Origin of the sequence: Flavobacterium fragile (genome assembly GCF_023634865.1) — a bacterium.
Classification (GTDB): domain Bacteria; phylum Bacteroidota; class Bacteroidia; order Flavobacteriales; family Flavobacteriaceae; genus Flavobacterium; species Flavobacterium fragile.
Genome location: NZ_JAMLJN010000002.1, coordinates 366,247 through 381,191, shown reverse-complemented (window position 1 = coordinate 381,191; position 14,945 = coordinate 366,247). Strand labels below are relative to the sequence as shown.

The following is a 14,945-nucleotide window of genomic DNA, read 5'->3' as shown; positions in this document are numbered from 1 at the left end:
CATGGGAAGAAAAATATTATTAGAAAAAATAAATATTCCAGGTATCAAAACCTATGAAGTATATCGCCAAAATGGAGGGTATGCTTCAGTGGAAAAAGCATTAAAAACAATGACTCCAGATGAAGTTACTGAAGAAGTAAAAACAGCTGGAATTCGTGGTCGTGGAGGTGCTGGATTCCCAGTAGGGATGAAATGGAGTTTTATTGATAAAAAATCAGGAAAACCGCGTCATTTAGTTTGCAATGCAGACGAATCGGAACCTGGTACTTTCAAAGATCGTTTTTTAATGGAACACATCCCTCACTTATTAATTGAGGGTATGATTACTTCAAGTTTTGCATTAGGCGCAAATTTATCTTACATCTATATTCGTGGAGAATATATGTGGATATTTAAAATATTAGAAAGAGCTATAAACGAAGCAAGAGCTGCTGGATGGTTAGGAAAAAACATTATGGGTTCAGGTTATGACCTTGACTTATATGTACATTGTGGCGCAGGCGCTTACATCTGTGGAGAAGAAACTGCTCTCATAGAATCTCTTGAAGGAAAAAGAGGAAATCCTCGAATAAAACCACCTTTCCCTGCTATCAGTGGATTATGGCAAAACCCAACCGTTGTTAATAACGTAGAATCTATTTCAGCAGTGCCTTGGATTGTAATGAATTCTGGTGCAGAGTATGCAAAAATAGGAATTGAACGATCTACTGGAACAAAATTAATTTCGGCATCGGGTCACATTAAAAATCCAGGTGTTTATGAAATTGAGTTGGGTGTCTCTGTTGAAGAATTCATAAATTCAGATGAATTTTGTGGAGGAATGATTGACGACAGACCATTGAAAGCTTTAGTTCCAGGAGGTTCTTCTGTGCCTATATTACCTGCTCATCTAATTTATAAAACCGCTGCTGGAACAGACAGATTGATGACTTACGAATCTTTAGCGGATGGTGGATTTGCGACTGGTTCAGCATTAGGATCAGGTGGATTTATTGTTTATAATGATACTACCTGTATCGTAAGAAATACTTGGAACTTTTCTCGTTTTTATCATCATGAATCATGTGGTCAATGTACACCATGCCGTGAAGGAACTGGATGGTTAGAAAAAGTACTACACCGAATTGAAACAGGGAAAGGTAGAGAAGAAGATATTGAACTACTATGGAGTATTCAATCTAAAATTGAAGGAAATACAATTTGTCCTCTTGGAGATGCTGCATCGTGGCCAGTTGCTGCAGCTATTCGTCATTTTAGAGAAGAATTTGAATATCATATCAGATTCCCTGAGAAAGTAAAAAATAGAGATCATTTTGTTGCTGAACCGTTTGAGAAAGTAAGACATTTAGTAGCAAAATAAACAAATAAAGTCAACAGAAGAAGTATATTTTTCGAATAGAAAGAAAATAAAATGAAAGTAACAATAGACGGTCAAAGTGTAGAAGTAGAACCAGGAACAACCATCCTGCAAGCTGCTCGCATGATTGGAGGCGAAAGCGTTCCTCCAGCCATGTGTTATTATTCAAAACTAAAAGGTAGCGGCGGGAAATGTCGTTGTTGTTTGGTAGAAGTTTCTAAAGGAAGTGATGCAGATCCGAGACCTATGCCTAAACTTGTAGCATCTTGTGTTACAGGTTGTATGGATGGGATGGAAGTGAATAGTAAAAACTCTGAAAGAGTTACAGAAGCTAGAAAATCAGTAACTGAATTTTTATTAATCAATCACCCATTGGATTGCCCTATTTGTGATCAGGCAGGTGAATGTGATTTGCAAAATTTGAGCTTCAAACACGGTAAATCGGAAACGAGATACATTGAAGAAAAAAGAACTTTTGAACCGGAGGACATAGGACCAAACATTCAACTTCACATGAATCGTTGTATTCTATGTCAACGTTGTGTTCAGGTAGCTGATCAATTAACAGACAACCGAGTACATGGTGTTATGGATCGTGGTGACCATGCGAATATCTCAACTTGTATTTCAAAAGCTATCGACAATGAATTTTCAGGAAACATGATTGATGTTTGCCCAGTAGGTGCTTTAACTGATAAAACATTCAGATTTAAATCGAGAGTATGGTTTAACAAACCTTACAATGCGCATAGAGATTGTGATAAATGTTGTGGTAAAGTAACCGTATGGATGTTCGGAAACGAAATTCAAAGAGTTACGGGTCGTAAAGACGAATACCATGAAGTAGAAGAATTTATCTGCAATAGTTGTAGATTTGACCATAAAAAAGTGGAAGATTGGGTTATCGAAGGTCCGAGAAAATTCGAAAAAGATTCTGTTATCAACCAGAACAATTACACTCGCGATATGAAAAAAGTTGTAATTGAGACAGAAGAACAAATTTTATTAGGAAGAGCTCAAGACAGAAAAAAAATTAGTATGTCTGAAATCGATTACAATGAAAAAATTGACGGTAACTTAATTAATGATAAAGATAATGGATAGTGCTTTTATCATAGAAAAAAGCGTAGTAATCGTTGTTGTTTTTGCCATTACGATGATTATGGCAATGTATTCAACCTACGCTGAACGAAAAGTAGCTGCTTTTCTTCAAGATCGTATTGGTCCAAACCGTGCTGGAAAGTTTGGTTTATTACAACCTTTAGCAGATGGTTTAAAATTATTTTCAAAAGAAGAGTTTTTTCCAAACACGCCAAACAGATTCTTATTCATAATAGGTCCGGCTATCGCAATGACAACGGCATTAATGACAAGTGCTGTTATCCCGTGGGGTGATCGACTTCATGTCTTTGGAAGAGATGTTATTTTGCAAGCCACCGATATAGATGTTTCATTACTTTATATTTTTGGAGTAGTATCCGTAGGAGTGTATGGAATTATGATAGGTGGTTGGGCATCAAATAATAAATTCTCATTAATGGGTGCAGTTCGTGCTGCATCACAAATGGTTTCTTATGAAATCGCCATGGGATTATCAATGATAGCATTATTGATGATGACGGGAACTTTGAGCTTAAAAGAAATTTCAATGCAACAAAGCGGATTAAATTGGAATGTTTTCTATCAACCATTATCATTCCTAATTTTCTTAATCTGTGCCTTTGCTGAATTAAATAGAACACCTTTTGATTTAGCTGAGTGTGAAAGTGAACTTATTGGAGGATATCATACAGAATATTCTTCTATGAAAATGGGATTTTATTTGTTTGCTGAGTATGCTAATATGTTTATTTCTGCTGCAATATTATCAGTATTATTTTTTGGTGGATATAATTATCCAGGAATGCAATGGATGATTGATAATGCAGGAGTAAATACAGCAAATGTATTAGGTATCATAGCTTTGTTTATAAAAATATGTGGATTCATCTTTTTCATTATGTGGGTTAGATGGACTATACCACGTTTCAGATACGATCAATTAATGAACTTAGGATGGAGAATTTTAATTCCGCTTTCAATCATTAATATTATCATAACAGGAATTTGCATTTTAGCTTTTAAATAAAAGATAGTATGTCAACAGCAATACAAAGTATATCGCTTTCGGGTAAAAAGAAAGAAGTATCTAAAAAAGAAATGACTTTTTTAGAGCGTCTTTATCTGATCGCAATCATAAAAGGTTTGATTATTACGATTAAACACTTATTCAGAAAAAAAATTACGGTTCAATATCCAGAACAAGTTAGACAATTTAGTCCAGTTTATCGTGGGAGACATATGTTAAAACGCGATGAACAAGGAAGAGAAAATTGTACCGCGTGTGGTTTGTGTGCTTTATCTTGTCCAGCGGAAGCTATCACGATGAAAGCTGCTGAGCGTAAAAAAGGAGAAGAGCATCTATATCGTGAAGAGAAGTACGCAGAAATATATGAAATTAACATGTTGCGTTGTATCTTTTGCGGTTTATGTGAAGAAGCATGTCCTAAAGACGCTATTTATTTGACCATTTCTAAGGAATTGGTTCCAGCAAATTACGATAGAGAAGATTTTATTTTTGGTAAGGATAAATTAGTAATGCCTTTAGAAATGGCAATTAAAAATGCACAACTTAAAAACGCAAACTAAATGTCAACAATTGTAATTATATTTTATTTTTTAGCTGCCTTTACATTGGCAACAGCGTTTTTGACTATCTACAGCAGAAACCCTATTCATAGTGCTATTTACTTAGTGTTATGTTTTTTTTCTATTGCAGGACATTATTTGTTATTCAACGCACAATTCTTAGCCTTAGTGCACATAATCGTATATTCTGGGGCCATAATGGTATTAATGCTGTTTACAATTATGCTAATGAACTTAAACAAAGAAGACGAAGTCCATAAACCAAGAATTACAAGAATTGGTGCTCTTGTAGTATTCTTAATAATGAGCGTAGTTTTCATAACTATTTTCATTAATTCGAAAACAATTACAGGTGGTTACGATACTAGTGGAGAAGACTTTCAATCTATAAAAGTATTAGGTAAGGTTTTATTAAATGAATATTTAGTTCCATTCGAATTTATTTCGATACTACTATTAACAGCAATGATTGGAACAGTATTGTTGTCTAAAAAAGAAAAAAAGAATGAATAATATACTAAATCAAATAGGCATAGAAAATTACATTTTTTTGTCTGTACTGCTTTTTTGCATTGGAGTTTTTGGAGTTTTATATCGTAGAAATGCCATCATCGTTCTAATGTCAATTGAAATTATGCTTAACGCAGTAAACTTATTGTTTGTTGCTTTTTCTACTTATCATCAAGATGCAGAAGGTCAAATCTTTGTGTTTTTCTCGATGGCGGTAGCAGCGGCAGAAGTAGCTGTAGGGCTTGCGATATTAGTTTCTATATTTAGAAATTTAGGATCAATTGATATAGACAATTTAAAAAATTTAAAAGGATAATCTAAAACATGGAAACAAATTTAGCTTTACTATTACTTTTATCTCCATTTGTTGGATTTCTTTTCAATACATTCTTTGGGAAAAAAATTAGCAAAGGAATAGCAGGCGTTATAGGAACACTTACTGTGTTATTTTCATTTCTAATAACGATTTGCTTTTTTACTCAATTGATTCAATCTGGGAAAAATTTTGAAATTTCTCTATTTGATTGGATTTCAGTTGGTAATTTACAAATTGATTTTGGGATTGTGTTAGATCAACTATCATTGCTTTGGTTGCTTTTTGTAACAGGAATTGGTACACTTATTCACGTATATTCTATTAGTTATATGCATGAAGATGAAAATATGGCCAAGTTTTTTGCCTATTTAAATTTATTCATCTTCTTTATGATTACATTAGTCATAGGAAACAATTTGTTAGTAATGTTTATAGGTTGGGAAGGTGTAGGTTTATGTTCTTATCTTTTAATTGGATTTTGGTACAAAAATCAAGCGTATAACGATGCTGCAAAAAAAGCATTTATAATGAATCGAATTGGAGATCTAGGTTTTTTAATTGGAATATTCATTTTAGCGGCTCAATTTTCAACTTTAAATTATAGTGAAATTCAATTAGCAATAGCCTCAGGTAAAGTTAATACAACTGCGTTAGGAATCGCAGCTTTATGTTTGTTCATAGGTGCTACGGGTAAGTCTGCTCAAATGCCACTTTACACATGGCTTCCAGATGCAATGGCAGGACCAACTCCAGTTTCCGCATTAATTCACGCTGCAACGATGGTAACTGCTGGTATTTTTATGATAACTAGATTAAACTTCTTGTTTGATTTAACGCCAGAAATTCAAAACGTAATTGCGATTGTAGGAGTCATTACAGCTGTTCTGGCGGCTTCAATTGGACTTTTACAAAATGATATTAAAAAAGTGTTGGCTTACTCTACTGTATCTCAATTAGGACTTATGTTTTTAGCATTAGGTATGGGAGCTTACACGGTAGCGGTATTTCATGTTATCACTCATGCCTTTTTTAAAGCATGTCTATTCTTAGGTTCTGGATCAGTTATTCATGCACTGCATGGCGAACAAGATATGAGAAATATGGGTGGTTTAAGAAAAGTGATGCCTGTAACTTTTTGGACAATGCTAATTTCTACATTAGCAATAGCTGGAATTTTCCCTTTTGCCGGATTCTGGTCGAAGGATGAAATACTATTAGCTGCTTTTGAACATAACAAAATATTATGGTTTTTAGCTTCAGTAGCCTCAATTATGACTGCTTTTTATATGTTCCGATTAATGTACCTTACATTCTTTAGAGAATTTAGAGGAACAGAAGAACAAAGAAAGCATCTTCACGAAAGTCCAGCTTTAATTACAATGCCACTTGTTGTATTAGCACTATTAGCAACAATCGGAGGAATCATTAATTTGCCTGGAAGTTTCTGGTTAAACCATTATTTAGAACCTGTTTTAGCTACTAAACACCATGCACATTCATTAGGAACTCAAGAATTCATGTTAATGGGTGTTGCTTTAGCAGGAGCTATTATTGGAATTGTTTGGGCATATGCAAAATACTTAAAACAAGGATTTGTACCAAAAGAAGATGACGCTATTTCAGGATTTAATAAAATTATTTACAATAAATACTATATTGATGAAGTGTATACCGCATTAGTCGTAAGTCCTATTAATGCAATTTCTAATTTTAGTAGAGAAACGATCGAACCGCAACTATCTAAATTAATATTTAGTTTAGGAACAGCCGCAAATGCAATTGGATCACAAGGTAGAAAATTACAAAACGGAAACATAGGTTTGTATTTATTTATGTTTGTACTTGGTATTTGTGCCATCATTATTTATTTATTTATCGCTCAATAATTTATACAAAATGGACGTATCTATATTATTACTTTCTCTTTTAATTGGTGCTATAGTTACCTATTTTTCTGGAGATAAATTAGCTTCAAAAGTAGCTCTACTTTTCAGTTTAGTTTCCTTTATGCTTTCATTGAATATCTTATACTCATATTCAAACGGAAATGATGTGAGCTTAGTACGTGAATGGATATCATTACCTAAAATTAGTTTTGCTCTACTTGCAGATGGCTTTTCGTTAGTAATGGTTTTACTTACAACAATCTTAACTCCTTTAATTGTATTTTCTTCTTTTGGAAAATCAGTTGAAAATGCGAAAAAGTTCTATGCATTAGTTCTTTTTATGTCTTTTGCAATGACAGGAACTTTTTTAGCTGCTGATGGGTTATTGTATTATATATTTTGGGAATTAGCATTAATACCCATCTATTTTATAGCATTAGTATGGGGTAATGGTGATATTGAAGAAAGAAAGAAAGATGTATTAAAGTTTTTCATTTACACGTTAGCAGGATCATTGTTCATGCTAGTTGCCTTTGCGTATTTGTATACGAAAGCTGAAAGCTTTTTATTACAAGACCTATACAAATTAAATCTTTCTTTCCAAGAACAAACATGGATTTTCCTTGCTTTCTTTTTAGCTTATGCCATAAAAATTCCTATCATTCCTTTTCATTCTTGGCAGGCTAATGTATATCAAAAAGCACCAACAATTGGCACGATGCTTTTATCAGGTATCATGTTAAAAATGGGATTATACAGCATAATTAGATGGCAATTACCAATTGCACCTCAAGCTGCAAAAGAATACTTACCAATACTTGTTGGTTTAAGTATCGCAGGTGTCATCTATGGTTCAATTTTAGCACTTCGTCAAAAAGATTTGAAAAGATTATTGGCCTATTCATCTTTAGCGCATGTTGGATTAATAGCTGCTGGATGCTATACGTTAACTATAGATGGAATACATGGAGCTGTTCATCAAATGATAGCTCACGGATTTGTAATTGTTGGATTATTCTTTGCTGCTGAGATTATTTACAGAAGATACAACACCTATGCAATAGGCGAATTAGGAGGTATCAGATCACAAGCGCCAAAATTCACATCATTATTTCTTATTGTTGTAGTAGCTTCTGTAGGTTTACCCGGAACTTATAACTTTGTTGGAGAGTTTACAGTTTTATATAGCTTGAGTCAAATTAATATTTGGTTCGTAATACTTGGTGGTTTAACCATAATTCTAGGAGCATATTACATGCTAAAAATGTTCCAAAATGTTATGCTTGGTGAAACTAATTCGAATTCTTTTAGTGAAGTAACAATATATGAAACGATTACACTTGTACTAATTATTTCATTTTTATTATTTTTTGGACTATATCCAAAACCAATCACTGATTTAGTTCATCCGAGTTTAAATGAAATTTTTTCAACTATTAACAGTCTAAAATAAGACCAAAAAATGAATACATTATTAACCATATCAGGTTTAGGTGTTTTTTGCCTTATCGCTGAAATCTTTAACCTAAGAAAACTATTAATTCCAGTAGCAATTATTGGGCTTTTAGCCATATTAGGATTAACTATATCTGAATTTAACATTCCGAGTTCTCACTACAACAATATGATTGTTGTAAACCGTTTTTCAGTGAGTTTTTCAAGTTTATTTATCGTTTTAACAATTTTCTTAATTGCGTTAAGTGGTGATTTTTATAAAGAACACCAATCAAAATTATCAGATTATGTAGCTATCAAAATTTTCCTTCTAGCAGGAGCAGTTGCAATGGTTTCATTCGGCAATCTTGCAATGTTTTTCATTGGAATCGAAGTTCTATCAATTTCATTATATATTCTAGCAGCAAGCAAAAGATTAGAAGTAAACAGTAATGAAGCAGGAATGAAATACTTCCTTTTAGGATCTTTTGCATCAGGAATCATATTGTTTGGAATCTGTTTAATTTATGGTGCTACTGGTTATTTCAATATCGATGAAATATTTCAACTTTCACAAGGAGCAGGTATTCCAGTTTGGTTTCCAATTGGACTTACTTTAATAATCATAGGTATGCTTTTCAAAATTGCGGCAGCTCCATTTCATTTCTGGGCACCAGATGTTTATGAAGGTGCGCCTAGCATAACTACTGCTTTAATGAGTACTTTAGCAAAAGTAGTTGCAATGGCAACCCTATATAAATTAATACAAGGTATGGTTCCTGCAATTCCTACTATATTTGAAAACATTATTGTTGTAATTTCAGTACTTACAATGTCAGTTGGGAATCTAATGGCTTTACGCCAAAACAACGTAAAAAGAATGTTAGCATTCTCTGGTATATCACACGCAGGTTTTATGCTAATGGCTTTATTAAGTCTATCTTCTGCTGCTGGAACATTGTTATATTATACAACAGCTTATGCACTTGCTGGAATCGCAGCTTTTGCAGTAATTATTTTAGTTACCAAAAATAAAGACAACGAAGACATCATAAACTTTAACGGTTTAGGAAAAACTAATCCATTGATGGCAGCGATTTTAACAGCATCATTATTATCAATGGCTGGAATTCCTATTTTTTCAGGTTTCTTTGCTAAATTTAGCTTATTTACTAATACAATCGAATCAGGTTATTTATTTGTTGTAATAGCTGGTGTAATCAATTCAATAGTTAGTATAGGCTATTATTTCAAACTAATAATTGCTATGTATACTAAAGATGCCGCTGAAACACCATCAGCAACACCTTTCGTATACTATTTTACAGCGGTAATAGCAATTATATTAAATATTGCAATAGGAGTGTTCCCAAATACAATATTAAACTTGCTAAGCGCTTAATAACACTTTTATAAAGCATCAAAATAAAGCCTTTACAAATTTGTAAAGGCTTTTCTTATTTTAATTGAATTATATCGAAAGTAAAGGATAGAGACAATCAAATGTAACTATAATAAAAGAAATACGTTAACAACAAACTAATATCAATTTTAAGTTGAAAAGTTTGGTAAAGTAAAAGAAATAAAAAAAAGTCTTTACAATGTGTAAAGACTTTTTTTGCTCCCCCTCTTGGGCTCGAACCAAGGACCCTCTGATTAACAGTCAGATGCTCTAACCAACTGAGCTAAGGAGGAATCACCTCAAAGGTTTGTGTTTTGCTAAAAAGTTGCTCCCCCTCTTGGGCTCGAACCAAGGACCCTCTGATTAACAGTCAGATGCTCTAACCAACTGAGCTAAGGAGGAAGATATTTATCTTTTTAGCGAGTGCAAATATAAACTGATTTTTTATTATCGCAAATTATTTTATTGAAAAAATTACAAAAGTTTATCGACTACTAATTGGTAAATGTCTTTTCCAAAAGTTAACGCCATTAAAGTCAACAAGATAATCATTCCAACTGTCTGAACATAACCCGCTACTTTATCTGATAATTTTCTACCTGTAATCATTTCGGCAATTGTAAATAAAGCATGTCCACCATCTAAACCAGGAATTGGCAACAAGTTCATAAAGGCTAATCCAATAGAAAATAGAGCAGTGAAATTCCATATAAATTCCCAATTCCAAGTGTCTGGCAAACGACGTGCAATTCCAATTGGACTCTGTACATGCTTATAAGCTTCCGTTTTTGGTCGTAAAATTAATTTGAATTGTTTTACATTATAAACCAGTAGAGCCCAAGACTCATTAACCGCAGCCGGAATAGCTTGTCCAAAAGATAATTTATTATTTACTTCATAATCTAATTTATCTAATGTTTTATTTAGAAAGCCTAATCTTCCTTCTTTATCAACTTTAGCTTTTAATTCAACAGTTTCAGTTCCTCTTAAAACAGACAAAGAAATACTATCATTTTTGTGCTTAGAAATTAAATCTTTAAACTCATCATAAAAAGTAAAAGCATTACCATTTAACGCTTTAATCCTATCCCCTTTTTTTAAACCTGCAACGTCCGCTGCTGATTTTGGGATTACAGAATCTACTATGGTATTTGAAAAACGTGGTCCGACAAAATCTTTACCTTCTTTGCTGATGATTTCACCTTTCATTTCGTCGGTTAAAATCACATCTACTTTTTGGCCATTACGCTCCACTTCCACTTTATCACCTAATAGAACATCTAATGTCATTCGGTTGAAACTAGGTTGAAATTGTCCATCAACAGCTAAAATCTTATCTCCATTTCTAAAACCAGCTTTTTGACCAACTTCTCCAAATGCTAAACCATTTTCTTGAATTTTTTCTGTAGCAATAAATTTTTGACCCACAGTGGCATACATGATAGTAAAAATTAACCATGCCAGAATTACATTTACAATAATTCCACCTAACATAATAATCAAACGTTGCCAAGCAGGTTTTGATCGAAATTCCCACGGCTGTGGTTCCTGATTCATCTGCTCAGTATCCATGCTCTCATCAATCATCCCAGAAAGTTTTACATAACCTCCCAATGGCAACCATCCTATTCCCCATTCGGTTTCACCAATTTTCTTTTTAATTAAAGAGAAACCAGCATCCATAAACAAATAGAATTTTTCTACTCGTACTTTGAACATTCTTGCGGTAATGTAATGACCAAATTCGTGAAGGATTACTAAAACAGATAATATGAATAATATTTGTGCTACTTGAATCATTTTTATGCATTTATTTAAACGACAAAAGTAAGGTTTTCACCTTACTTTTCATCATTATTTTATTTTAGAACTATTTTTTTATAAAATTTTTATGAATTGCACCTTCTGAAGTGGTGATTTTCATCACATGCATTCCCGAACTCAAATTATCGATTCTAAAATCTGCCACTTGATGCGTTGCTAACAATTGGCCTAACGTATTATAGATTTCAACTTTTTCCAATTTTGTAATTGTTGGCATAATAATATGTAATTCATCATTGGTAGGATTTGGGTAAATCGAAATCGCTTCTTCTAATTCAAAACTATCATTTGAAAGTGTTGTTGTACTATTTCTTGAAATGATGTGCTTATTCGGGTCGAAAATTACTCCCGTCACTAAAAACGGAACTGAAACTGTAAATTGTTGTCCGTTAAACGTATTATTAACTACTACATCATGAGTTGCTCCTCCAGCCCCTGTTAGCCTAATTTCCAAAGGCATTTCGAAGTAGGAAACACTTGGATGAGATTGAGTTTGATTAATTATAATTCGGGCTTGTCCAGAACCTAATGTTTGTACATTAACAGTATAAATTGGATAGCCTTGCATATATACCCAATCATTAAAAAACTCATCTAAACTACTTCCGTGAACCAATTCTAAATGCCCTTTTAGATCATTTGTTTGTGCATAGGCATAGGCTAAGTTCGTATCATTTAAATAATTTCGTAAAGCTATAAAAAAATTAGCATCTCCCATAACCCAACGCAACATGTGAGTCACCATTGATCCTTTATTGTAAGACAAACGACTGCTAAAAATTCTATTCACATCTAATGCCTCAGAATCTGTTAAATACAATGCACCTCCTGTTTGAGAAGTTATGTTTGTAATCTTGTTATTTTTCCAAATTATGAAATCATTTTGTCCATCTAATTCTTCCACTACAATTCCTGCAGCATACTCTGTTAACCCTTCGTTTAACCAAATATCTTTCCAAGAACCACAAGTTACTTTATTTCCAAACCATTGATGACCTAATTCATGAGCGATTAAACTTCTACTCCAACTATTCATTGAAGAGATAGTTGCATGCTCCATTCCGCCTGGCCAACCAAATTGAACATGACCATATTGTTCATTTCGATAAGGATAAGATCCGAATTTCTGCTCAAATACATTCATAATCGGCACCGTTACATCAATAGCGCTTCGAGTGGCAGTTGTATTACTTTCCGGATACAAGTAATTATTTACTGGAAAAAAAGGACTTGCAACCGTTCCTAAACCCGCTTGAATGTTATACGTAACATAATTTGTAACATTTAGCGAAATTAAATAGGCTGGAATCGGATAATTGTGTCGATAATGACGGGTTGTGTTTCCTCCAGAAGTAACAGAACTTTGTAATAATCCGTTGGAAACGCCAATGTAAGCATCAGGACAAGTGATGTAAATATCAAAACTATTGATTTTGTCATTCAAATCTTGTTTGCAAGGCCACCAATCTCGAGCGCCAAAAGGTTCGGATAGCGTATAAATAATTGGAGTTCCGTTATGTGTACTTCTTGTAAAAGCGCCTTCTGCTTGAGGGGGAGAACCTGCGTAAATAATTTCAATAGTAGCGCTATTTCCGCTTGTTAAAGTCGATGGTAAATTAATATTTAATTCATAATTACTTTGATTAAAAGTAAGATTAGTGCTATTCATTGTTACCGAACTCACCACTAAAGCAGTTGCCATATCAAAAGTCACAACATTTAGATTTGCCAAAGCGGTAAAGGTAGTTTTTACATTGCCAATTATGTATGGCACTGTGTTGTTAGGATCTACTGTAAAACGTAATTCATGATAAGTAATATCATAATTTGCCGTATTGGGATTAACTCTAAAATTTTGTATGGAAGAAGCTGATTTCATTTCGGCTTCCACCATGTTTTCAAAATCAGCAATGTTATTTTGAGCAACACCTTCACAGACAAATGCTAATAATTGAAATAGTAAAATAATTTTCTTCATAAATGCTTTTCCCTTAAACAAAAAACTTCTTGATTTCCTCCCAAAAGTATTAAAAAAATAACTGAATATGACATCTGATTAAAATTGAGAAATGGAATGGTAAAATTTTCATTATCAAATCAGTTACACAAGAATTTACTTAATTCTTAAAAAAGCCTGCACGATTATATTTTTTTAACATTATCTAAATTCAATTCCTTAAATTTGCAACTTTAAAATCCTATATATTATGTTACAGATAGCGTACATTAGAGAAAACAAAGACGAAGTAGTAAAACGATTAGCTAAGAAAAACTTAGATGCTAAAAGTGCCATTGAAGAAGTAATTGCATTGGACGAGAAAAGAAGAGCAACTCAAGTAGAATTAGACACCATCAAAGCTGAGTCGAATAAGCTATCCAAAGACATTGGGGATTTAATGAAAAGTGGCGAAAAAGCAAAAGCCGAAATCCTAAAAGAAAAATCGGTTCAACTTCGTGAAAAAGACAAAGAATTGACCGAAGTTTTAAACACATATGCCGCTAAATTACAAGAAGAATTATACAAATTACCTAATTTACCAGCAGATATCGTTCCAGAAGGGAAAACGCCTGAAGAAAACTTAAACGTGTTTCAAGAAGGCGATATTCCTAAATTACACGAAGGCGCTTTACCTCACTGGGAATTAGCAAAAAAATACGATTTAATTGATTTCGAACTAGGCGTTAAAATCACAGGAGCAGGTTTCCCAGTTTACAAAGGAAAAGGTGCCAAACTACAACGTGCTTTAATCACCTATTTCTTAGATAAAAATACGGATGCTGGTTATCAAGAATACCAAGTGCCACATTTAGTTAACGAAGCTTCAGGTTTTGGAACAGGACAATTACCGGATAAAGAAGGACAAATGTACCATGTAGGTGTTGATGATTTATATTTAATTCCAACAGCTGAAGTTCCAGTAACCAATATCTTTAGAGATGTATTATTAAATGAAAATGATTTACCAATTCTTTGCACCGGTTACACGCCTTGTTTCCGTCGTGAAGCAGGTTCGTATGGTGCTCATGTTCGTGGATTAAATCGTTTACATCAATTTGACAAAGTAGAAATCGTTCGTATTGAACATCCAGACAAATCGTATGAAGCATTAGATGGAATGGTAGAACACGTAAAAGGAATTTTACAAGAATTAAAATTACCATACAGAATTCTAAGATTATGTGGTGGCGACATGAGTTTTGCTTCTGCTTTAACCTATGATTTTGAAGTATATTCAACAGCACAAGAGCGTTGGTTAGAAATTAGTTCGGTTTCTAATTTTGAAACCTTCCAAGCAAATCGTTTAAAATTACGTTTCAAAGACAAAGAAGGTAAAAACCAATTGGCACACACGTTAAACGGAAGTTCATTAGCGTTACCAAGGGTATTAGCAGGAATTTTAGAGAACTATCAAACACCTGAAGGCATAGTAGTTCCTGAAGTTTTAAGAAAATATACAGGATTTGACATTATCAACTAAACGTTAATCTTTATAAAATAATGTACTAATTTGACGCTAAAAAGTGTTA

Annotated in this window: 12 protein-coding genes and 2 tRNA genes; 10 read left to right on the top strand and 4 right to left on the bottom strand. The window is 33.3% G+C overall.

Annotated elements, in window-relative coordinates:
- The first annotated feature begins 1 nt into the window (after position 1).
- From nuoF to NAT47_RS04215, 9 genes are read left to right on the top strand one after another with little or no spacing between them, the layout of a single operon-like run.
- Positions 2-1,360 (top strand): NADH-quinone oxidoreductase subunit NuoF, encoded by a 1,359-nt coding sequence (nuoF, locus tag NAT47_RS04255; RefSeq protein WP_250580603.1) that lies wholly within the window; start codon positions 2-4, stop codon positions 1,358-1,360.
- Positions 1,361-1,411: 51 nt separating this feature from the next.
- On the top strand, positions 1,412-2,461 hold the full coding sequence (locus NAT47_RS04250) for a 2Fe-2S iron-sulfur cluster-binding protein (RefSeq protein ID WP_250580602.1): 1,050 nt from the start codon (positions 1,412-1,414) through the stop codon (positions 2,459-2,461).
- Positions 2,454-3,485, top strand: a complete 1,032-nt coding sequence (gene nuoH / locus NAT47_RS04245; RefSeq protein ID WP_250580740.1) for an NADH-quinone oxidoreductase subunit NuoH — start codon at positions 2,454-2,456, stop codon at positions 3,483-3,485. The genes NAT47_RS04250 and nuoH overlap by 8 nt, the downstream gene beginning before the upstream one ends.
- A gap of 8 nt (positions 3,486-3,493) precedes the next feature.
- Positions 3,494-4,045, top strand: a complete 552-nt coding sequence (locus NAT47_RS04240; RefSeq protein ID WP_250580601.1) for a NuoI/complex I 23 kDa subunit family protein — start codon at positions 3,494-3,496, stop codon at positions 4,043-4,045.
- Entirely contained in the window at positions 4,046-4,558 is a 513-nt protein-coding gene (locus NAT47_RS04235; protein ID WP_250580599.1) for an NADH-quinone oxidoreductase subunit J family protein, read from the top strand.
- Positions 4,551-4,871: an NADH-quinone oxidoreductase subunit NuoK gene (gene nuoK / locus NAT47_RS04230; RefSeq protein WP_250580597.1), complete on the top strand. Its 321-nt coding sequence runs from the start codon at positions 4,551-4,553 to the stop codon at positions 4,869-4,871. Before NAT47_RS04235 ends, nuoK begins: the two co-directional genes overlap by 8 nt.
- An 8-nt stretch (positions 4,872-4,879) precedes the next feature.
- A complete protein-coding gene (nuoL, locus tag NAT47_RS04225) occupies positions 4,880-6,757 on the top strand; it encodes an NADH-quinone oxidoreductase subunit L (protein ID WP_250580595.1) in 1,878 nt (625 codons plus the stop codon).
- Between the two features lie 10 nt (positions 6,758-6,767).
- Entirely contained in the window at positions 6,768-8,210 is a 1,443-nt protein-coding gene (locus NAT47_RS04220) for a complex I subunit 4 family protein (RefSeq protein ID WP_250580594.1), read from the top strand.
- A gap of 9 nt (positions 8,211-8,219) precedes the next feature.
- Complete coding sequence (locus NAT47_RS04215) at positions 8,220-9,593, top strand: NADH-quinone oxidoreductase subunit N (RefSeq protein WP_250580592.1); 1,374 nt, start codon at positions 8,220-8,222, stop codon at positions 9,591-9,593.
- A gap of 219 nt (positions 9,594-9,812) precedes the next feature.
- Here the strand turns inward: NAT47_RS04215 and NAT47_RS04210 are convergent.
- The 4 genes from NAT47_RS04210 to NAT47_RS04195 form a co-directional block, all read right to left on the bottom strand.
- Positions 9,813-9,886: transfer RNA gene (locus tag NAT47_RS04210), tRNA-Asn, on the bottom strand.
- 35 nt (positions 9,887-9,921) lie between these two features.
- Positions 9,922-9,995: transfer RNA gene (locus NAT47_RS04205), tRNA-Asn, on the bottom strand.
- A 72-nt stretch (positions 9,996-10,067) separates the two neighbouring features.
- Positions 10,068-11,393: an RIP metalloprotease RseP gene (rseP, locus tag NAT47_RS04200; RefSeq protein WP_250580590.1), complete on the bottom strand. Its 1,326-nt coding sequence runs from the start codon at positions 11,391-11,393 to the stop codon at positions 10,068-10,070.
- A gap of 70 nt (positions 11,394-11,463) precedes the next feature.
- Positions 11,464-13,395: a M1 family aminopeptidase gene (locus NAT47_RS04195; RefSeq protein ID WP_250580587.1), complete on the bottom strand. Its 1,932-nt coding sequence runs from the start codon at positions 13,393-13,395 to the stop codon at positions 11,464-11,466.
- Positions 13,396-13,624: 229 nt separating this feature from the next.
- On the opposite strand from NAT47_RS04195, the gene serS reads away from it, so the two are divergent.
- Entirely contained in the window at positions 13,625-14,896 is a 1,272-nt protein-coding gene (serS, locus tag NAT47_RS04190; protein WP_250580585.1) for a serine--tRNA ligase, read from the top strand.
- Positions 14,897-14,945: the final 49 nt, after the last annotated feature.